The following is a 22,313-nucleotide window of genomic DNA, read 5'->3' as shown; positions in this document are numbered from 1 at the left end:
TGATGGATAATTACGTGGTTTCTAAATTTTGTTTGAGGTTGGTTAACATCTCGTTCGTTAATGCAGTGATATCAAACTCAGGTTTCCACCCCCAGTCCTGTTGTGCATAACTGTCGTCAATTGAGGATGGCCAGCTATCGGCAATAACTTGACGAGGATCATTCTCTTTATAAGAAATAGTGAAGTCAGGAATATGCTTACGGATTTCAGTACTTAGCTCCTGGGGCGTGAGACTTATCCCAGTTAAATTATAGCTGCTTCTTATGCGAAGATTTTTTGCAGGGGCTTCCATAAGGGCTAGTGTACCTCTTATGGCGTCTTCCATGTAAAGCATCGGTAGAGCAGTGTCCGCAGAAAGGAAACATTGGTAGGAAGCTTTGCTCAAAGCTTCATGGAAAATATGAATAGCATAATCAGTTGTGCCACCGCCTGGAGCAGCTTTCCAGCTAATTAATCCCGGATATCTAATGCTTCGTACATCTAAACCATATTTATTAAAATAATATTCGCACCAACGTTCACCCGCTTGTTTACTAAAGCCATAAACAGTATTTGGATCCATTGTACAGTATTGAGGCGTACGCTCTTTTGGTGAATTAGGACCAAAAACAGCGATAGAGCTTGGCCAGAAAACCTTACGCACTTTAAATTCAACGGCTAGATCCAAAACGTGGAGTAGTCCTGTCATGTTAAGATCCCAAGCCATCTTTGGATTTTGCTCGCCGACAGCAGAAAGTACCGCTGCCAAAAGGTATACTTGAGTCGGTTTGTATTTGTCAAACATCGCTTTCAGGAGTTCCCTATCCAAAACGTTGATTAGCTCAAAAGGACCTGCTGAGGCTACGGAGGGTTGCCTAATGTCTGATGTTACTACGCTTTCCTGTCCATATTTTGATCGCAGGGCCAATGCTAGCTCTGTGCCTATTTGACCGTTTGATCCTATAATAATAATACGCTCTTCCATCGCCCACAAACTTAGATAAATTGCCTTTTATATGCAACTTGTAGCACCTTATATACGGTTAAAATCTATCGGCCAAAACGCAACTTATCCTATAATGTTTTACGCTATCGATTGCGTTGAATATTTCTAAATGAATAATGTAGATACCAACGGGAACTAATTGATTCCGGTCGTTAAGTCCATCCCATAAAATACAACCCTCAGTAGCTAGGCTTTGGTTGAAAAGTAGGTTTTTTATCAATTGTCCACGATCGTTGAAAATCCTGATATTCGCGCGATAACCGCCCTCTTTGAACCGATAATTTATCTCCAATTTATCTTCAAATCCGTCATAATCAGGAGAAAATGTTTTGGATGTTAACCATACTTCGTGATCCTCAGCTTTTTCTTGCTCAGCATATTGCGAATTTTGGTATCCAGGTGTTGCAAAACCTACTATAGCCGCAGCGGATGTAAAATTCCCTGGCTCATTCGTACTTACCGAAAAGCGCTTTCTTTCCAATGAAACGCCTTTCGGATCCTTAATAAACGGATCGTGCATTTTCTCATTATATAACAGCAAATCAATCACCTTACCTTGACTAAGCAATGCGATCCCACCACTTCGATTATTCATCTGAGGTAATGCCTGCATAGTCACAAAAGCATCTTCATTTGGAGTGGTGTATTGTTGCTTCACCTTTTCAGGATCAATAGTTAAGACCTTATATGTTCCAGGTAAAACCTGATGCGGGAAAGCTGTTATTTCTCGGGGAGTGATAATACTATCTGAGCTGACAATTCTTGCTAACTGTAGGTTTTTTAACTCCAGTGATTTTTTGGAGTTGTTATATAGTTCTATGAAGGGTACACCCTCATTTCTTGGATTAGGTAGAACTTCATTGATTAGCATGTCGCCTGGTAATATGTCTTCAGCGATATAAAAGGTTTTCGTCAGGTTGGTTAGCTCGCCTGAACAGTCGGAGATCCCCTTTAAAGTAAGTTGATAGGTGAGGCCTTTCGGTAGTGGTTCGGAAAATGAAAGATGAACGGTATTAACACCTATTATATGTATTTCATCAGGGCGTGATAAGTTGTGATTGATTTGATATAAATCAGTTTGTTTCGCAAATAGCGTATCAATCTGCATGTTAAATTGAAGCGCTATCGTCTTTTCCTCAATAACCTGGATGTCCAATATGTCTAATTCATCTGATAAAGGATGATAAATACTATTTATTGTGCCGGGTGTTCCTCCTAATCGGTGCTCTGCGCTGGCCCAGTTGGTCTCGACTAAGCAAGGTGTTTGATAATCGATGCGTTCCAGGCTCCATCCTCCCGCTCTTTTGTCAGTAGAACTATGCCACGATTCGCGATAGCTAACCTCGTCTATAATAAGCCCTTCTTCACTTATCAGGCTTAAGGTGGTTCCCGCGTTTGTTGGAACTGGCCATGGAGATAAACCAATTGTTTTACCGAAATTTTTCCATGTGCTAGTATCTCGTGAACGGCATAGAATTAAATGCTCACCAGCGTTGATTACCCCTTTATTAAAGGTATATGATGTTGCTAATGATTTATAGGTCATACCGGTCAGTGCTATGTTTTTGTCGCTTCTGTTAAAGAGTTCTATATACTCTGTGGCGGGCAAACCGTTTGATGGATGAGGTCTGGCCATTATTTCGTTTATGACAATGTCAAACTGCTGTAACTGATGTGGTTCTTCGTAGTGAAATATAACGGAGTCTTCACTGGTCGCATTACCGTAGATGTCATAAAAATTATGAAGTTGTAATGTATAATCGCCAGGCTCGAATGGTTCCTCAAATGTAAGTATAATTTCACTTTTGTCTACTTTAACATTTTCAGGTGACCGGTAATTATCTGCGATAACAAAATCTGTTAAGCTTATGCCGTAAGGGTTGATTGGTTTATTGAAAATCAATTGGAAGGTGTTTGAAGTTAACGGTTTATACGAGACAACTTTTAAGGGTAACATTTCCGACGAAAGGTTTTCATCTAGGCGTCGCGATAATAAATAATCTATTTTATAGTCTGCTCGTCTGGTAATAGAATAATTGATTAGCATGCCCATTTGAGTACTACTGGAATAGGTGCTGTCGAGTACATTCTGTAATCCTTGGTCGTCGATCAGTGCTTTATAAATTCCTTCGTCATATTCATCTGCATAAATATTCCAGAGACCATTTTGATCACAATTTATCTTGAGTCTGACGCGGAGGCTGGTCTGTTTATTTTCTAATGGAATACTCTGAAAAATTTTCCTACGGGAGGAGCCATTTTGTCTCCATAGCTGATAAGTATGCTGAGCGCCGCTCCCATCGATCTGCAAATGGTAACCTAGGTGTGATTGCATGTTGCTTTCTGAACAAGCTAAATATATTCTGATATTGTTCGTTGAACTTAGGTTTCCGTCAATTTGTATTCCTGTTTCCCAAATGGTGTTACGTATACGCTTGTTAGGGGTCGTCAATGTAACAGGAGACACGTGCTCACCGGAAATTTGAAGCCGTTCGTTAACAATGGTAAAATTACTCGTGTTTCCCTGCCAAAATTCATCCAAACCAGTAGAAGAAAAAAACTCGGAAAAGATATAATTCCCTGAGGAATCAGGTAAAAGCTTGTTCTGATCATTAAATGTGTTGCTTATAGCAAAAGTTTTATCACGCCATATCGTGCTGTTTGACTGGCGCTGAATAAACGTGTAGGTGTACGGCATATTTTTATCGCGGTTTGTAACTGTACTTCCATACAGGTTAGTTGTTTTATGAACAAAAAATACCATAAGGTATAAGAGCTTAATAACAAACGCTAAGTAGAATTTCATATTTAGATTAATCGTTATCTGTACTGCATCTGTGGAATTAGATAGATAATAGAAGGGAAGATATGGAAGTTAATGGAATCTTTCCCGCCCATAGAGTCTTTTAGTCAAGAATGAACAAAATGAACAGGTATAAGGGCTAATTCTTCTATTTTTTCAAATTTTTACGTGAAATTTTGTATGTTTGAAGGTTTATAACGTTTGTTCAATAAAAAAATTGAAAACAAAAAACAAAACAATGAAACCTGCTTAATCGCTGAAATAGTTTGGGTAGTTTTCGTCATCATTTTAAAAAAATAATTATATCAATGAAAATTGCAGTCGTTGGCGCTACCGGGTTAGTAGGCTCGGAGATGTTAAAAGTATTAGCAGAGCGCGATTTCCTCGTTACAGAATTAATTCCGGTAGCCTCAGAAAAGAGTAAGGGTAAGGAAATTGAATTCAAGGGGAAGATGTACAAAGTGGTAACCCCCAGCGAAGCAATAACATTAAAGCCTGATATAGCATTATTTTCGGCAGGAGGAGGAACGTCTACAGAATACGCCCCTAAGTTTGCAGAGGCAGGTATTACCGTAATCGATAACTCTTCTGCTTGGCGGATGGATCCCACAAAAAAATTAGTAGTTCCTGAGGTAAATGCATCTGTTCTTACAGAAGCAGATAAGATCATAGCAAATCCTAATTGTTCTACTATTCAGATGGTTGTTGTATTGAAACCCCTGCATGAAAAATATAAGATCAAAAGGGTGGTAGTTTCGACGTACCAATCGGTCACCGGTACTGGTGTGAAAGCGGTTCAGCAGCTTAACGACGAGCGTGCAGGCGTGGTTGGAGAGAAAGCTTACCCCTATCCAATTGACCTAAATGTAATTCCTCAAATTGATGTTTTTCAGGATAACGGATACACAAAGGAGGAGATGAAGATGATCAAGGAAACTAATAAAATTATGGGTGATGAGCGTATTCGCGTGACAGCAACTACCGTGCGTATACCCGTTATAGGGGGGCACTCCGAAGCGATAAATATTGAATTTGAAAATGATTTTGACCTAGAAGAGGTAAAAGCAATACTTGCAGCGCAAAGCGGAGTTGTTGTAGTGGATGACCCTGCCAATTTAAAATATCCTATGCCAAAGGATGCGCACGGAAAAGATGAAGTATTCGTGGGTCGTATCCGTAGAGATGAAAGTCAAGATAAAACGCTGAATTTGTGGGTTGTGGCTGATAATTTGCGAAAAGGAGCCGCTACGAATGCCGTACAGATTGCGGAATATTTAGTAGAAAAAGGACTTGTATAAAACGGTTATTCAGTTAATTAATGGGGGAGGAGATCTGTTCGCCTTCCCCATTTTATTTTTTTCACAAGATCAGAAGAACTTGTGAAGGAAGTATAAGGGTTTATTTTGAACATACAGATAAAATAAGCTGCTGCCATATATTTCACAGGATGGTTAAAATTATATCAATAGTAAAACAAATTATTATGTTAACTAATAGCAAAACTTTTTTTGGAACAAGCTTGCTCTCTTTATTGCTAATCTTACAGGTATTATGCGGTTACGCCCAACAACATACTTTGAAAGTGATGACGTATAATATGCATCATGCAAACCCACCCTCTAAACCAGAGTTAATAGATATGCAAGCAATAGCCAAAGTGATTAACAGCTATCAACCGGATCTTGTTGCCTTACAAGAGGTTGATGTTAACAATCGTCGGTCGGGTGAAAGCTTGGATCAAGCAGCTGAATTGGGTAAATTAACTGGAATGGAGCATTTTTTTGTAAAGGGAATAGATTATGAGGGGGGCGCGTATGGAATTGCTGTCTTATCGAGATTTCCCATATTAAAGGTCGACAGCCTAAAACTACCAATGGATCAAAATAGCGGCGGAGAACCAAGAGTTCTGGCTGTAATCACAGTAGAAACCGCCAATGGTGATTCATTGCTGTTTGCCTGCACCCATTTGGATCTTAAGGAGGAAAATAGGATGTTGCAGGCGAATGCTATAACCGCAAAATTTAAAGATACCTTACTTCCTGTCATCATAGGGGGGGACTTTAATGCCAAGCCTGGATCCGACGTTATCAACCATTTTGACGAGCATTTCAAAAGAAGTAGCGTTCCGGGTGTAGCAGCCTTTACTATTCCGGAAAAGCAACCTAATAGAGAGATCGATTTTATTATGTATAAACCAAAGGATGCCTTTAAACCGGTGAAGCACGAGGTTGTTAAAGAACCTTATGCTTCTGATCACTTACCGGTATACGTAGAATTCGCCTATAAATAAAATCATATAAATAAGAAGCCCGGTTTAGTATAAAAGTGGGCTTCTTATTTGACTAAATATACGAACTCTTTAACTACTAACTATTTACTACCCGGTTGGAGTGTTATTCTTATCCTTTCTGATAGGTCTTGTAAATGATATTTGCTTAACGTATCTGTCGTTCCGGTGATTGCACCACTGATATTTTTTTGAAGACTGATGAGCTGTCCCCTAGCAACACTCGATACATCCGATTTTGTAGGGTCAGCAGAGGATTCTCCGTTTGTTGGAGGAGATAGGAGTTTTATTAGATTGTTTACATAATGTTTCTGAAGATTTCTTTTATAAACATCTATTGCCTTCTTACTATTGAGCTCGCTCCAAATGCCGGCGTCGAAATCGGTGAATAAATCCTTTATTGTATAAGCCCTGCTACCTTCTTGTACTTCAGCTTGAATAAGGTTGCTTAAGGTGCGTGTTGATAATATACGGTCTAAAGTGCTTTTTTGAACCTTACCGATCAATTCAATAGGATCAGAGCCACTCAGGTTGCCGATCTCATAATTAATTAGCCATTTTGGAGCATCAAATATTTCCGTTGACAGGAAGAGCATCGCTTTGTGCTGTTTGTTTTTAGATACATGTTCGTAAACGGTTCCCGATTGTTCAATTGTTTTCGGCGTTTCATAAATTCCTCCGACATTTTTTGCTACATGGCCGGCGTACCTTCCAAATTGATTGATGAGCTCGCCATACATTGTCCCGAGATTTTCATAGTCTTTATTTGGTTCGCTTGTCCACTTCTTTAAATTAGGAAGAATAAATCGGAGGTTTTTAATACCATAGGTACTTGCTTGCATCGCGTCGTCTCCTAAATCTTCATTCTGCGAGCGTGGATCATTGGGGTTGCTCTCGGTTCCAAACCAGTATTTTGGATCGTCAGCCTTTCCAAGTACCCATTGATTGAGTATGGGGGTTTCTTGTGCCGCATGGTGAGCTTCAGGAATCAATTTGTAGCCCCATTCAATTGCCCACTTGTCATAATAGTTGATTTTTGGATACAGATCTTTGCCAGATATGCCATCACCTGGCTGGGCAACGTAGTTGAATCGGGCGTAGTCCATAATAGAAGCGGCATGACCGTGCTCCTTGACCCATTTTGCGTCACGAAGCTTCTCTACGGGATATGCAGAACTTGACCCGAAATTATGCCGTAACCCAAGTGTATGTCCTACTTCATGGGAAGATACAAAACGAATAAGCTCTCCCATAAGTTCGTCGTCGAATTGCATTTTTCTGGCGCGTTCGTCATTAGGTGAAGCCTGCACAAAATACCAGTTTCGTAAGAGGTACATTACATTGTGATACCAGTTGATATGGCTCTCAAGAATTTCCCCGCTTCGAGGATCATTCACGTGTGGACCACTGGCATTAGGTATAGTGGAAGGTTTGTATACAATGGCTGAATAGCGGGCGTCTTCCAGTGACCATTCCGGGTCTTCTTCAGGTGTTGGTGCGCGTTTTGCAACTATGGCATTCTTAAAACCAGCTTGTTCGAAGGCCGACTGCCAATCGTTTACGCCGGCAATAAGATAAGGGACCCATTTTTCGGGGGTTGCAGGGTCTATATAATAAACAATTGGTTTTATTGGTTCCACAGGCTCGCCCCTTTTATACCTTTCTAGGTCTTCTTCTTTTGGCTCTAAACGCCAACGGGTAATAAGGGATTGCGTTTTAACACCTTGAGGATTCAAATCAAAGTCCGTATACTTCACCGTGAAATAGCCTACTCTTGAATCGAAATAACGTGCTTGCATAGGCTCTCTAGGTAAAAGGACCAACGAGGTGTTCAACTCCAATGTTGCTGTGCCCGAGCCCAATTGCGCGGCTGTGGGTCCACTGGTTCCGGGAGGAGGAGTTCTTCCGTATGTTTTGACAGTGCTAACTTCCGTGTTCATGGGGTAGGTACGAATACTGGAAATATATGATTTATCTGCCTGTAAATTTCCGAGTCTTAGCGTGCTTTTGTAATAAGGGGCAAAAAAGAGAATATCGTTATCGCCATTAATGAAGCCGGTCATATCTATCACTGAGCCGGCGGAGTCTTTCGAAAATGCAACAATATCAAAACTTCCTGCAATAGGCTGGATATTTGAATTCATGACAGCACGGTACATGGCCTGTGTGCTGTCTGAGGAACGCTCGGAAAAGGAGATCTTACGTAAAAATATTTTATTTCTAGGCCCTTTTTCAAAGCGGATAACGTTTTTGTTTATCTGGTCTCCTGCATAACCACTCATTCCTGTTCTCAGATCAGCACCTGACTTAGTAATTCGATTGACTACGAGTAGGTCACGTTCCAAAAGACTGTCTGGAATCTCAAAATAATACTTTTCTTCTTGATGGTGTATGGTAAAAAGGCCTACGTTGCTTTTGCTGTCTTTTTTCAGAAAGTCCTCAAATTTTTTTGGTTCTTTTTTTGGTTCTTTTTTTTCGGGAGCTTTCCTTGTACTGTCGTCTGCAATTGTTGTTTTTGCTGGCTTTCGTTTTGGTATTTTGCGGTGTTGGGCAAAGCTGTTTAGGGATATTAATAGTGATAGACCTAATCCTAAAAGAATAAATTGTTGTTTAAGCATATGGTTTTATAGCGTGTGAATAGATATGGTTTTTGAGGTTGATGTATTTTTTCTACAAAAATGTCATTTTTTAGGTAGAAATGGATGGTTATGACCGTGTTTTTTGTAAAAAAAATATGGATATTGGCCGTTCGTGTAAATTCGTTGTTTATGATTTGTTTTGATATTAGAAAATGTAGCTGTTTGCTTGGTTTATTGCTAGTAGTTCTCCATAAACCAGTCATTGGTCAGTCCCTTCAAAAAAAAGTAGCTGCAGCCTATCAGCAGTTTGAACAGGATAAAGATCTAAAATATGCATCAGTCTCATTTACAGTATTGAATGCGCAAACCGGAGAAACCGTTTTCGCTAAGAATGAAGCTTTAGGGCTTGCTACAGCTTCTACATTGAAAACGATTACTTCTGCAGCAGCTTATCATATATTGGGGGCAGACTATAGTTATCAGACGCAGCTCTTGCACACGGGTAAAATCAGTGACGACGGAGTGCTTCTCGGAGATATTATTATTCGTGGAAGTGGAGACCCGTCGTTGGCAAGTAACAGATTCGAAACAACGAGGGAAGCATTGCTGCTTGGTCAGTGGACTGCCGCCATAAAGGCTGCGGGGATAAAAAAAATCGAAGGTAGTATCATTGCCGACGATGCTGTTTTTGGTGGACAAACAGCTGCCCCTCGGTGGATTTGGCAAGACTTGGGAAGCTACTATGGAGCAGGGCCTTCTGGTTTAAACTGGCGCGAGAATTTAGTGGATATTCAATTGCGCCCAGCGAGTCGGGTAGGAGAAACTACAACATTGATTGCTACCAAACCAAATATTTCATATATAAAGGTAGTTAATGAGTCGACAACAGGAGCGGCTGGGTCTGGAGATAAGGTTTATCCCTATGCTGCGCCCTATTCATCTATTATTTACCTCCGGGGAACCTATGGTATTGATATGAAAAAAAACATACAGGCTGCGTTGCCAGATGCGGCCTATGATGCCGCATTGCGTCTACAGCTGGCTTTAGAAGATCAAGGTATTACCGTTAATGTTCCTGCAACAACATCAAAGATGTTAAGCCTTTCGGGTAAAATTAAGATATCGGAAGGCAAGCTGTTAATCACGCATAACTCTCCTGCGTTAAAAGAATTGGTGTATTGGTTTAATCAGAAAAGTATCAATTTATATGGCGAATCATTCTTGAAAACAATGGCTATTAAACAGGGTAAGAATATTGATACAGAAAACGCAGCCCAGTTGTTAAGCGATTTTTGGGCAAGCAGATTAGGTATTCCGAAAGGAGCCCTGCGTATTTTGGATGGTAGCGGCCTTTCACCCGAAAATAGGGTCACTACTGATGCTATGGCACGTATTCTAGCTTCCGCGAAGAAAGAATCTTGGTTTGATAGCTATTACAAAAGCTTTCCAACTTATAATGGTATGCGTATGAAAAGTGGTACGATTGGCGGAGTACTAGGGTATACAGGATATCATAAAAATGCGTTGGGTACTGAATTGGTGTTTAGTTTGCTCGTTAATAATTATGAGGGGACAGCTTATAATATGCGACAAAAAATGTTTAAGCTGCTTAATACCTTGAAATGAAGAAAATGCTTTAATTTAAGGTGTTAAGTTTTTAGTAAATAAAACCTTAACTTTGCATTATGGGACAGAATCTGCAGGTTGCCATTGATAAGGACTCTGGCTTTTGCTTTGGAGTGGTTTATGCAATCGATATGGCCGAAGAAATTTTAGAAAATGACGGCTATTTATATTGTTTAGGCGATATTGTGCATAATGACGAAGAAGTAAGTCGTTTAAGAGCTAAAGGCTTAAGGATAATCTCCCATGAAGATCTGCCTACTCTCAGCAATGAAAAAGTGTTAATTAGAGCACACGGAGAGTCGCCTGAAACCTATCGCATTGCATTGGAAAATAATATTACCTTGATAGATGCTTCATGCCCGGTGGTTCTAAAACTCCAGAACAGAATAAAAACATCCTATGACGAAAAAGAAAAAATCTTGATTTTCGGTAAACATGGTCATGCTGAAGTTATTGGACTGCAAGGGCAAACTAATAATGAAGCAATTGTTTTTCAGGATATAGCGGAATTAGAGGACGTTGAACTGCCTGATAAATTTACTTTATATAGTCAGACCACTAAAAGCACGGAAAAGTTTTATAGCATCAAAGAAGAGCTGCTGAAAAGGGGGTATGAAGTGAAGGCAAATGATACGATTTGCAGGCAGGTTTCCAATAGGTATGAAGACCTTGCGGGTTTTGCGAAACAATATGATAAAATTGTTTTTGTCTCAGGGAAAAAATCCTCCAATGGTAAGGTATTGTTTAATGTGTGTCTTCAGCATAACCCAAACAGCTATTTTATATCAGATTCTAAAGAATTATCACCAAGTATGTTCAACGCTAATGAAACGGTTGGCATCTGTGGGGCAACGTCCACTCCTATGTGGTTGATGCAAGCAGTGAAAGACGCATTGGAAATGTTCTGAATAAGAAGTAGGTTGTTGTATCATGTAAACCTCACATTATTAAAGATTCAAATCAGTCAACGTACAATTGCTTATCTTTGCAGGAGATATGGCTTTTTTTATAAACATATGTGGAATGCGGCGTATCGAACATTTTTAAAAGATTTGGTTATTAATGAAAACTAAAAAAGGCGTATTGCTGATTAATTTAGGAACTCCTGATAGTCCGAAAGTTTCGGATGTTAGAAGGTATCTAGATGAGTTTCTTATGGATGGTAGGGTGATTGACGTTGGGGTTATTCAGCGTAATTTGCTTGTGCGTGGAGCTATAGTGCCCTTCCGTAGTCCAAAGACAGCTAAACTTTATAGTGAGATCTGGGATTCCGATACTGGGTCACCTCTTTTACACATCAGTGAGATACAAACAGCTTTGTTAAAGGAAGAGTTGGGAGATGATTACCAGGTAGAACTGGCCATGCGCTATCAAAAACCATCCATTGAGGATGCCTTGGAAAGACTTAGGGCAGCTATGGTGGACAGTATTATAGTTATTCCGCTGTTTCCGCAGTATGCATCCGCAAGTACTGGCTCTGTCATTGAAAAAACAATGGGCTTGATGCGAAAATGGCATACCTTTCCACGAATTTCTATCGTTAATCAATTCTATGATAATGATCTCATGATAGCGGCTTTTGCGGAAAATGCTGAAAGCAAAACTCCAGCCTCTTTTGATCACGTGCTTTTTAGCTTCCACGGCCTCCCTGAAAGGCAGATGAAAGAAATAAATAATTCTGGTGAACACCGTTGTGAAGCTTCTACATGTAAATACGAAATAAATTCAGCCAATAAATTTTGTTACGTAGCACAGTGTTATGAAACAGCGAGACTTATAGCTGCAAAGCTCAATTTGGATCAAGGAAAGTTTACCGTTTGTTTTCAGTCAAGACTTGGAAAAGAACCTTGGATTCAACCTTATACCAGTGACGTCCTAGAAGATTTGGCAAAAAAAAATACAAAGAGACTGTTGGTTTTATGTCCGGCATTTGTCGCAGATTGCTTGGAAACGTTGTATGAAGTTACTGTTGAATACGGCGAAGAATTTAAAAAGTTGGGTGGAGAGCATGTAGAGCTTGTTCCAAGTCTAAATGATCACCCTAAATGGATCGAAGCCCTTAAACAAATGGTATATGCTTATGATGCCACTGTACATCCTCAAACTAAGCAGGCAGTATATCCATAAAATGAGGGAAAGTAATTTCTTTTTTGTGTTATGAGACTTATTCTATTAAATGTTTTTATACTCCTTTTAATAGATTTTTATATTTATTATGCGCTACAGAAAAGCAGCATAAAATGGGTTAAGAGCAAGCTGTTCAAATCGTTGTGGTGGACCTACAATATAGCCTTGTTTTTTGGCGTTATTGCTAGCATTCTTTTGAATATACCGTTAATGTTACGATCGGTTATATTGGTTGCATTTTTTCTTACTTTCACCAGTAAGGCTGTCTATGTCCTTGTATTGCTGATAGATGAAATTAGGAGGGGGAGTGTTTGGGTCCGTAGAAGAGTTATAAGCGTAATAAAGAAACCGGGCAAGGAGGTTCGTCAGCAGGAGCTTGACGCTAATACTATTAGCAGATCGCAATTTATAACGCGTGCCGGAATTGTTGTAGCATCGGTACCCTTTGCAACGCTAAGTTGGGGAATTGCGGTAGGTGGTTACGATTATCAAGTGAGAAGGCAAAAGCTGTATCTACCTAACTTACCGAAAGCCTTTCATGGTATAAAAATCGGGCAATTATCAGATATTCACTCTGGCAGCTTTTATAATAAAAAGGCGGTATTGGGGGGAATAGACATGCTTTTGGCAGAAAAACCTGAAGTTGTTTTTTTTACGGGTGATCTCGTGAATAATAAAGCCGAGGAAATGCGAAACTATCAGGATCTTTTTTCGAAAGTTAGCGCTCCGTTGGGGGTTTTTTCCACATTGGGTAATCACGATTATGGAGACTATTTTTATGGGAAAGAAGATAGTCCAAAAAAGCGTAAAAATCTGCAGCAGATAAAAGAAATACATGGATTAATGGGCTGGGAATTGCTGTTGAACGAGCATCGAAAACTTCAGGTTGATAATGAGCAAATAGGTGTTTTAGGTGTAGAGAACTGGGGAACGGGCAGATTTCCAAAGTATGGTCGAATAGATCTGGCGAAAGAAGGGACAGAAGATCTGCCTGTTAAGCTTTTGTTGTCGCATGATCCATCACATTGGAGAGCTCAGATACTGGAGAACAATAGGGATATTGACGTAATGTTTGCAGGACATACACATGGCATGCAATTTGGTGTGCGGGGAGAGCATTATCAATGGAGCCCAGCGGAATACGTTTATAAAGAATGGGCGGGCCTGTATCAAGAGAACCAGCAAAAGTTATATGTGAATGTAGGTTATGGTTTCTTGGGGTATCCCGGACGGGTAGGTATCCTTCCGGAAATCACTATTTTTGAACTTATAGCGGGGAACGATCCTGTTGAACACACATAAAAAGAAATTCTTCTTGTAACAAAGCTTTTCTGCAGTTGTCTTAATGCAAACAGAGATTGCTATGTCGGTAAAAATGCCTTATCGGGAGAATATAAGACTCTCATTAGAATCTATTTCCAGTAACAAGCTTCGAACATTCTTAACAGCACTTATTATAGCGATAGGCATTACGGCGCTAGTGGGCATTTTAACATCTATTGACGCCATACAGAATTCCTTGACTGATTCTTTTTCAGCAATGGGAGCGAACTCATTCAATATTCGTAACAGGGGCATCAATGTGCAGATAGGGGGTGGTGGTACCAGACCTAAAGTATTCCAGAAAATAACTTATCGTGAGGCTATGGCCTTCAGGGAAAGATTTGACTATCCCGCTACAGTATCTATCAGTGCATATGCGTCTAATTATGCAGTAGTTAAATACGGTAGTGAACAGTCGAATCCTAATATTTCCGTTTTGGGAGGTGATGACGATTATTTGCAAACCGGAGGATATAAGCTGGAAAGCGGGAGGAACTTCACCCAGAGAGAGCTGGAGACGGGAGCTAACGTCGTAATTATAGGAAGTGAAATAAAAAAACGTCTTTTCAAAAATGGAAGAGATCCAATAGATAAAATGCTAACTATTGGAGACGCTCGGTATTTAATTATTGGTGTGCTGGAAGACAAAGGGTCAAGCGCGGGTATGGGTGCAGATAGAACATGTATTATCCCTCTTTATAGGGCAAGAGCAGTGGTCCAGGGAGAAACGCCATCTTATACCATTACGGTGATGAGTAGCAACGCACAGCATATCGAATCGGCTATAGGCGAAGCAACCGCATTGTTTCGGAAAATTAGGTCTTTAGGCGTAACGCAGGAAAACAACTTTGAGATTACAAAGAGTGATGCTGTGGCGCAAATATTAGTAAGCAGTTTGACCTATGTGGCGTTGGGAGCATTTGTCATTGGGATTATTACATTGATCGGCGCTTCCATTGGTTTAATGAATATTATGTTGGTATCGGTTACTGAACGTACCCGTGAAATAGGCGTTCGCAAAGCGATTGGAGCAACACCAAGCGTAATACGGATCCAGTTTTTAACAGAAGCCATTGTTATATGTCTTATCGGGGGACTTGGGGGGATTTTTCTTGGTATTCTAATAGGTAACTTGGTAGCAATGGCGTTGGGGACGAGCTTCATAATACCTTGGCTATGGATGGTTTTGGGAATAACGGTATGTATTTTAGTGGGAATACTTTCTGGTTTTTACCCGGCCTCAAAAGCTTCTAGATTGGATCCGATAGAAGCGCTCCGCTATGAATAGATAATACTTCCTTTATAAAATAATTTCATGCTTGCTTTTTTGGCAGATGGCACATGCCTTTTGCATTTAGTTCAAATACCGGCGAGAATAGCTTGAACAAAAAACTAACACTTGTAAAAAAGTGTATTTTCCCTAAGTTTTTACTAGTTTTAGCTCATGCAACAAGAGATAAACTGGAACGATTTTGAAAAAGTAGACCTTCGTGTCGGTACGATATTAGAAGTGCAGGATTTTCCTGAAGCACGTAAACCAGCTTATAAACTAAGTATAGATTTTGGCCCGGCAATTGGCGTGCTTAAAAGTAGCGCGCAGATTACTAGGCATTATACGAAAGAGGATCTCGTTGGAAAGCAAATTATAGGAATAGTCAATTTTCCAAAAAAACAAATAGCTAATTTTTTTTCCGAATGTCTAGTTACAGGATTTGCTGACGAGCATGGAGATATTGTTTTGAGTACAGTTGCTAGCACTGTTCCCAATGGGGCAAAGTTGATATAATTAGGTATTCCGGGCATGCCAAATACATGTTAATAAAAAATATGAAGTACATTAATTTTGAAGATACCGCTGATACGATATCAGATGAGTTTTTTATGAAAGAAGCGTTAAAAGAAGCGCAAAAAGCTTTTGATGCCGATGAAATTCCTATAGGAGCTATAGTTGTTCATGGCGGAAATATTATTGCAAGGGGACATAACCTTACGGAAACTTTAAATGATGTAACGGCCCATGCAGAAATGCAAGCGCTTACGGCGGCAGCTAACTATATTGGTGGAAAGTATCTGAAAGATTGTACATTATATGTCACTGTTGAGCCTTGTGTAATGTGTGCCGGTGCGTCGTATTGGGCGCAGGTACAACGGATTGTTTTTGGCGCAAAAGATGATAAAAGAGGCTACACGTCCATTTCCGAAAATATCATACATCCTAAAACTACCATTATCAAAGGTGTTCTAGATACAGCATGTAGTTCTTTAATGAGAAAATTTTTTGAATTAAAAAGGTAAGTACTTGTTAAGGGAATGTCATTCGTATTTCATCTCCCAATAAAAACTGAAATTGTAAAGAACAATTTAAAGAACTATATCGTTATATTTGTAATATAACAAATCAGAAAATAAAAAAACATAAAATTATGGCATTTTCACTTCCTGCGTTACCTTACGCATCAGATGCATTAGAACCTCATATCGACAAAGAAACAATGGAAATCCATCATGGCAAACACCATCAGACATATGTGGATAAATTAAATGATGCGGTTTCTGGTACAGATGCTGAATCGCTTTCTATTGAAGATATCATAAAAAATATCTCAAAGTATCCAGCAGCGGTACGTAACAATGGAGGAGGGCATTATAACCATTCATTATTTTGGACTATTTTGTCCCCTGACGCGGAAACAACACCAAGTGGAGCCCTTGCTTCAGCTATTGATGAGACATTCGGCTCGTTTGGAGAACTGAAAAAGAAATTACAAGAAGCCGGTGCTACCCGTTTCGGGTCCGGATGGGCTTGGCTAGTTGTTGATAGTGCAGGAAAATTGCAAGTAACTTCAACACCTAACCAAGATAGCCCCTTAATGGATATTGCTGAAATTAAAGGTACACCTATTCTTGGGATAGATGTTTGGGAGCATGCTTATTATTTGAAATATCAAAATAAGCGCCCATCTTATTTAGAAGAGATTTTCAACGTTATATGCTGGAAATCAGTCGGTGAGCGCTATGCTGAAGCAAAAAAATAGGCCTCTCACAACCATTTAAAAGATTTATTAAAGGCAGTGTTTGCGTTGGCTAACACTGCCGTTTTTATATCATGCTCTTTGATGAGTGCAAAAATAGCGCTAAGGACCGTCCATTTGTATATTTCATTTGTCACATTTTGGGATATAAATTTTGAAAATGGTAGGAGGCCTATGCCGATGGATTAAAAGCCGCAGAGCGGTTCATGAGTGCTTTTAAGATGAATATTTACAAAAAATTATTTACAGATGAAAGCGATTGTGTTAGATGGAATTAATTTACCATTAACAGTAAAATATGTGGATAAACCACAGTTAAAAGCAAATGAAGCATTGGTTAGAATAAAGGCCGCGGCATTAAACCGAAGAGATTTTTGGATACAGAAAGGGCAGTACGCAGGTTTAAGGTTTCCGATAATTTTAGGTTCGGATGGTGCGGGCGATGTGGAAGAGGTAGGGAGCGAATCTGAAGGGGAGTGGATAGGAAAAGAGGTGATGATTAATCCTGCTATCAATTGGGGCGATAATGAGGCTGTTCAGGGAACCGATTTCAATATTTTGGGGCTTCCACAAAACGGAACTTTCGCTGAATATGTTAAAATACCAGTGCAGAACCTTTATCCTGTCCCGGCACATTTGACTGTAGAGGAGGCGGCAGCTTTTCCCTTAGCGGGCTTAACGGCTTGGCGAGCTGTTTTTTCTAAGGCAAATTTACAGAAAGGCGAAAAGATCTTAATAACAGGCGTGGGAGGTGGTGTTGCCACTTTTGTTTTGCAATGGGCAATACACGCCGATGCAGAGGTTTACGTAACTTCTGGAAAAAGGCAAAAAATAAAAAAGGCGATAGATGTTGGAGCAAAAGCGGGTGTATTGTATACGGACAAAAATTGGCCAGAAAAAATAAAGCCCGACGGAGGGTTTGATGTAATTATTGACAGCTCTTTAGGCACAGGCTTTGCCCACCATATAGATTTAGCGAAGCCTGGAGGAAGAATTGTGTTTTTCGGAGGAACTGCCTCTGGAGACTTGCCGGAGCTCAATGCAAGGAAGATTTTTTGGAAACAGTTAAGTATATTGGGAAGTACTATGGGCTCTCCAAAAGACTTTAATCAAATGATGACATTTGTAAATAAACATCAGATAAAGCCCTTAATCGATTCCATCCATCCGTTGGCCCATGCAGAAGAGGCTATCAGAAAAATGGATAACGCCGATCAATTTGGTAAAATTGTTATTCGAATAGATTAGATGTGTTTTTTGTGGTATAAATTTATTTAGATTGTAAAATCATGCAAGGCAAAACTTTAATCCTATGGTCTGTCGTTATTATTGCATGCCTTGCATGCGCTAATGGGCGTAATGAAAAACCATCTGTCCATTCGGAGCGGCAGGTTTTACCAGGATCGGGAAGTCAACGGGGTGATACAGCTACTTTCGCGGCTGGTTGTTTTTGGTGTGTAGAAGCACAATTTCAAGAGCTTGAGGGGGTAGATACAGTAATTTCCGGATATACAGGAGGTCATTTGAAAAACCCAACCTATAAGCAGGTAACCGGTGGGAACACGGGACATGCCGAGGCTGTCAATATCTTGTATAATCCAGAAAAGATTACTTATGACGAACTTCTTGAAGCTTTTTTTGTGGCACATGATCCAACACAATTGAATAGGCAAGGGAATGACATCGGAACACAGTATCGGTCGGCTATTTTTTATCACAATCAGGAACAGAAAGATAAAATAGACTTTTATATAAAACGCCTAAATGAAGAAAAAGTTTATGCCAAGCCCATAGTAACAGCTGTTAAACCATATGGTCCGTTTTATATAGCAGAAGACTATCATCAAAATTATTATAGACTTAATCCTGATCAAGGATACTGCCAGTTTGTAATAGCACCAAAAATGGAGAAGTTTAAGAAAGTTTTTAAAGCAAAACTGAAAAATTAGCGTTTCTGATTAAGGACTGTATAGTAAAATAATAGTTATACCGATGGTTGTTAGCAAAATTTTACTAAGGCGATGCATTATACTTAAATATACGTTTTTGAAGGACAGACCCGAAAATTAAAAGCTTACCGCCGCAAATTATACGGGAAAGGATACCAAGGCGAGACTAAACGATTTAAAACTAGTATAAAAAACTTATTTAATATTAAAAGGGGGCCACATGAACTAACTAAGCCCCCTTTCGTTTCCTTCTATATTAAGATAGTATGTTTACTATTTTTAATAAACTTGGGGTAAGGGAGTCGATATGCTTAATAGCTTTATCGAATGAGGTAAAAGCAACTGTTCCATTGATAAGTCCTACCATCTCGCCCTTACGGCCTTCCAGCAACGCTTCTACTGCCGCTACTCCAAGCCGACTTGCTAATACTCTGTCCATACAGGTTGGACTGCCCCCTCGCTGAATATGTCCCAATATTGATACCCGAGTATCATAATTTGGGAATTTGTCTTTTACCATTTCTGCAATAGTAAATGCGCCCCCTTCTTCATCACCTTCCGCAACTAATACAATTTTTGAAGATTTGTTTTTTCTCCCGTGGGCTAGTTTGTCCAATAAAGCACTTGAATCAGTAGCACTTTCCGGTATGAGAATGGCTTCTGCTCCGGTGCCAATCCCACTTCTCAAAGCGATTAAGCCTGAATCACGTCCCATAACCTCCACAATGAATAAGCGATCGTGTGATTCTGCCGTGTCTCTAATTTTATCTACTGCATTTATAACGGTATTAATCGCCGTATCATAACCAATGGTAAAGTCTGTGCCGGCAAGATCATTGTCAATTGTACCTGGTAAACCCATTACCGGAATATCATGTTCCTGAATAAACTTAGCAGCGCCCGTAAAAGTGCCATCACCACCAATAGCGACCAAGCCATTAATGTTGAATTCTCTTAATTGCTCGTATGCTTTTTGTCTCCCCTCTGGAGTCATAAATTCTTTGCTGCGAGCCGTTTTTAAAACGGTTCCGCCACGTTGAATGATATTAGCAACCGACTTGGCATCCATCGGAAAGATATCTCCGTTTACCATACCGTCATAGCCACGCTGTATTCCAAAAACATTTAAATTATAATGTAGCGCTGTTCTTACAACGGCTCTGATTGCGGCATTCATGCCTGGAGAATCTCCTCCTGAAGTAAATACGGCTATATTTTTTATTGTGCTCATGTGGTAAATATAAATTCTTAATAAATAATAAGTAAAAGCTATTGTCGATTTTTATAAGCTGCTATACCACTTTCTAAAAATGTGATATAGTTTTCAGGATCATAATTTGCACCCTGAGGAGGAACTAGAACACTGCCATCGCCATCAACGATTACGTATAAGGGCTGCGAATTACTGTTGAATTTAGCTGCCTGAAAGTCGCTCCATTTTTTACCAATCGAATTGATCTTTTTATTGCTATAGGTAGAAACATATTGATCCTCTTGTGGAAGAGCGGTCTTATCATCTACGAATAACTCAGCCATTACAAATTCGTTGTTGAGTAATTCCTTAACTTTAGGTTCTGTCCATACGTTCGCTTCCATTTTTCGACAGTTCACGCAGTTCCAACCGGTAAAATCAATTAGCACGGGCTTATTTATTTGTTTAGCTACTTCTAAAGCTTGATCGTAATCATAAAATGGGTCGAACCCCTTTGGCGTACCTCGGTCGTGGAAGATTTCCGCATATTTCTTTTTAATATCAGCATTATTAGGTGATGATGCGGGTACGGAAACACTTGCACTAAGGTCAAAATCCTGCGTTGCGCTGGGAGGTAAAAAGGCGCTCACAGATTTAAGCGGAGCTCCCCACATGCCAGGAATCAGGTAAACAACAAAAGAAAAAACGATGATCGCAAAAAATGTTCTCGGGACAGAAAGATACTTGATTTCGCTATCGTGGGCAAACCTGATGATTCCAAGTAAATAAAGACTCATCAGGGTGAAAATAGCAATCCATATAGCAAGAAATACTTCACGGTCTAGCCAATTCCAGTGATAGGCTAAATCAACATTCGATAGAAATTTTAAGGCAAAGGCTAGCTCGAGAAAACCCAAAATAACTTTTACACTATTCAACCATCCGCCAGATTTTGGTAACGACTTGAGTAAGGACGGGAATAACGCAAATAGGGCAAAAGGAATGGCCAGAGCCAATGAAAAACCGAACATCCCTACTGCCGGACCTAAGCGATCTCCTTTAGAGGCAGCGTCAACTAAAAGTGTTCCAATTAGTGGTCCTGTACAAGAGAACGAAACCAGTGCTAGGCTAAAAGCCATAAAGAAGATGCCAACCAGACCGCCCTGATCAGATTTAGCATCAATTTTGTTTACAAATGAGCTAGGCAATGTTATTTCAAAAGCGCCCAAAAATGATGCGGCGAACACCACTAGAAGCAAGAAAAAGAAAAAATTAAAAATGCCATTAGTAGAAAGTGCATTGAGGGCATCCGAACCAAAAAATATAGTCACTAACATGCCCAGTCCAACATATATTACGATAATAGACAATCCATATATAATAGCCTGGCCAATCGCTTTTGCTCTACTTCCGGCTCTTTTTGTGAAAAAACTAACCGTTAGAGGAAGCATCGGGAAAATACAGGGCATCAAAATCGCCGCGAAACCAAATAGCAGGCCATTGATAAAAGTTTGCCAAAGCGACAGTTCATCTTTTTCTGTTTGTTGAATTTCGGAAGAGTGCAGTTTTGAATTGCCTTGTTGCTGGACGGCAGGCTCATCCTCTACTATGGTATCTTCTTGGATGTCAGTAAATTCAATGTCGTCAAAAGATATAGTGTCTGCCTGCAAAGTAAAGCTAAATGCACTCAATGCTAAGGTGCTTAATATACACGTTAAGACGGCTATAAAAAAAATCTTATACATCGTTTTTATTTAAGGCGTGAAATTAGTAATTATTATCGACTGAAAGGCGATTGATCAGTCGCATTAATGTAAATAAAGTATAGTAAGTTAGGCTATTAGATGGGTTTTTGTTAAAAAAGGCATCGGTTACATAACAGATGCCTTTTTCTCTATTTAATCGGTATATTGAAACTAACTTCATCGGGAGGTAGGCATTCTTTATCATTACATACCATAAACTCAACAGTACCTTTAACAGTTGTAGCGGGTTTGTTCAGCTTTAGTTTTTGCTGAAAGACAACTTCATTCTCAAAGTATATGACATCCATGTCAAAAACTTTCTCAAAATGATTGATCCCTTTAGGTTCAGAAGTTTCTCCATCTGTGGCGTAGTCTCCAGATGAGGTGAATGAAAAACTTGTAGGCACAGGCCCTCCCGGTTCTATGTGCTGTGAATAAATATGCCATCCCTTTTCAATGGTAGCTTTAATTAATACGACAGCTTCCTGATCATTTAGCTTTTTTGCTGCATATGACCATTTTACTGGAGTCTTGATCTGAGCAGATACGGTTAGTGTTAGTAATATGTATGCTACCAATACACTTAATTTTTTCATAGCATTTTGGATTAATTAATCTTTAGACAGTTTCGTCTAAAATGGTTTAAAATGTGTGAATATGTTACG

The 22,313-nt window shown here is 39.6% G+C and carries 18 protein-coding genes; 12 read left to right on the top strand and 6 right to left on the bottom strand.

Going from position 1 to position 22,313, the window contains the following annotated elements; genetic code table 11:
- Positions 1-10 precede the first annotated feature (10 nt).
- Positions 11-964 carry an NAD-dependent epimerase/dehydratase family protein gene (locus H8S90_RS04300; RefSeq protein WP_187341358.1) on the bottom strand — a complete coding sequence of 318 codons (954 nt, stop codon included), beginning with the start codon at positions 962-964 and terminating at the stop codon, positions 11-13.
- A gap of 58 nt (positions 965-1,022) precedes the next feature.
- On the bottom strand, positions 1,023-3,683 hold the full coding sequence (locus H8S90_RS04295) for a lamin tail domain-containing protein (protein ID WP_187341357.1): 2,661 nt from the start codon (positions 3,681-3,683) through the stop codon (positions 1,023-1,025).
- A gap of 413 nt (positions 3,684-4,096) precedes the next feature.
- On the opposite strand from H8S90_RS04295, the gene H8S90_RS04290 reads away from it, so the two are divergent.
- Positions 4,097-5,086, top strand: coding sequence for an aspartate-semialdehyde dehydrogenase (locus tag H8S90_RS04290; protein ID WP_187341356.1), 990 nt, complete (start codon positions 4,097-4,099; stop codon positions 5,084-5,086).
- 185 nt (positions 5,087-5,271) lie between these two features.
- On the top strand, positions 5,272-6,078 hold the full coding sequence (locus H8S90_RS04285; protein ID WP_222852236.1) for an endonuclease/exonuclease/phosphatase family protein: 807 nt from the start codon (positions 5,272-5,274) through the stop codon (positions 6,076-6,078).
- Between the two features lie 80 nt (positions 6,079-6,158).
- On the opposite strand, the gene H8S90_RS04280 is transcribed toward H8S90_RS04285, so the two are convergent.
- On the bottom strand, positions 6,159-8,693 hold the full coding sequence (locus tag H8S90_RS04280) for a zinc-dependent metalloprotease (protein WP_187341355.1): 2,535 nt from the start codon (positions 8,691-8,693) through the stop codon (positions 6,159-6,161).
- Positions 8,694-8,783: 90 nt separating this feature from the next.
- On the opposite strand from H8S90_RS04280, the gene dacB reads away from it, so the two are divergent.
- From dacB to msrA, 10 genes are all read left to right on the top strand, one after another.
- Positions 8,784-10,280: a D-alanyl-D-alanine carboxypeptidase/D-alanyl-D-alanine-endopeptidase gene (gene dacB, locus H8S90_RS04275; protein WP_255501807.1), complete on the top strand. Its 1,497-nt coding sequence runs from the start codon at positions 8,784-8,786 to the stop codon at positions 10,278-10,280.
- 59 nt (positions 10,281-10,339) lie between these two features.
- Positions 10,340-11,188, top strand: a complete 849-nt coding sequence (locus H8S90_RS04270) for a 4-hydroxy-3-methylbut-2-enyl diphosphate reductase (RefSeq protein WP_187341354.1) — start codon at positions 10,340-10,342, stop codon at positions 11,186-11,188.
- A 154-nt stretch (positions 11,189-11,342) separates the two neighbouring features.
- On the top strand, positions 11,343-12,407 hold the full coding sequence (gene hemH / locus H8S90_RS04265; RefSeq protein ID WP_187341353.1) for a ferrochelatase: 1,065 nt from the start codon (positions 11,343-11,345) through the stop codon (positions 12,405-12,407).
- 30 nt (positions 12,408-12,437) lie between these two features.
- The gene (locus H8S90_RS04260; RefSeq protein ID WP_187341352.1) at positions 12,438-13,709 is read left to right on the top strand and encodes a metallophosphoesterase; all 1,272 of its coding nucleotides are present in this window, start codon (positions 12,438-12,440) and stop codon (positions 13,707-13,709) included.
- A 61-nt stretch (positions 13,710-13,770) separates the two neighbouring features.
- Positions 13,771-15,018, top strand: coding sequence for an ABC transporter permease (locus tag H8S90_RS04255; RefSeq protein ID WP_187341351.1), 1,248 nt, complete (start codon positions 13,771-13,773; stop codon positions 15,016-15,018).
- A gap of 156 nt (positions 15,019-15,174) precedes the next feature.
- Entirely contained in the window at positions 15,175-15,516 is a 342-nt protein-coding gene (locus H8S90_RS04250; protein WP_187341350.1) for a tRNA-binding protein, read from the top strand.
- A 41-nt stretch (positions 15,517-15,557) separates the two neighbouring features.
- On the top strand, positions 15,558-16,025 hold the full coding sequence (locus H8S90_RS04245; RefSeq protein ID WP_187341349.1) for a nucleoside deaminase: 468 nt from the start codon (positions 15,558-15,560) through the stop codon (positions 16,023-16,025).
- A gap of 128 nt (positions 16,026-16,153) precedes the next feature.
- A complete protein-coding gene (locus H8S90_RS04240; RefSeq protein WP_187341348.1) occupies positions 16,154-16,765 on the top strand; it encodes a superoxide dismutase in 612 nt (203 codons plus the stop codon).
- Between the two features lie 246 nt (positions 16,766-17,011).
- Entirely contained in the window at positions 17,012-18,010 is a 999-nt protein-coding gene (locus tag H8S90_RS04235) for a zinc-binding dehydrogenase (protein WP_187341347.1), read from the top strand.
- A 41-nt stretch (positions 18,011-18,051) separates the two neighbouring features.
- Entirely contained in the window at positions 18,052-18,711 is a 660-nt protein-coding gene (gene msrA, locus H8S90_RS04230) for a peptide-methionine (S)-S-oxide reductase MsrA (RefSeq protein ID WP_187341346.1), read from the top strand.
- 256 nt (positions 18,712-18,967) lie between these two features.
- Here msrA and pfkA read toward each other — a convergent pair whose 3' ends face one another.
- The 3 genes from pfkA to H8S90_RS04215 all read right to left on the bottom strand — a co-directional run bounded on the left by pfkA (position 18,968) and on the right by H8S90_RS04215 (position 22,244).
- On the bottom strand, positions 18,968-19,942 hold the full coding sequence (pfkA, locus tag H8S90_RS04225) for a 6-phosphofructokinase (protein ID WP_187341345.1): 975 nt from the start codon (positions 19,940-19,942) through the stop codon (positions 18,968-18,970).
- A gap of 38 nt (positions 19,943-19,980) precedes the next feature.
- Positions 19,981-21,648 (bottom strand): protein-disulfide reductase DsbD, encoded by a 1,668-nt coding sequence (locus tag H8S90_RS04220; RefSeq protein WP_187341344.1) that lies wholly within the window; start codon positions 21,646-21,648, stop codon positions 19,981-19,983.
- Between the two features lie 149 nt (positions 21,649-21,797).
- Positions 21,798-22,244 (bottom strand): protein-disulfide reductase DsbD N-terminal domain-containing protein, encoded by a 447-nt coding sequence (locus H8S90_RS04215; protein WP_187341343.1) that lies wholly within the window; start codon positions 22,242-22,244, stop codon positions 21,798-21,800.
- Positions 22,245-22,313: the final 69 nt, after the last annotated feature.

Source organism: Olivibacter sp. SDN3 (assembly GCF_014334135.1).
In the GTDB taxonomy this organism is placed as follows: Bacteria; Bacteroidota; Bacteroidia; order Sphingobacteriales; family Sphingobacteriaceae; genus Olivibacter.
This window is presented reverse-complemented; position numbering and strand designations above follow the sequence as displayed.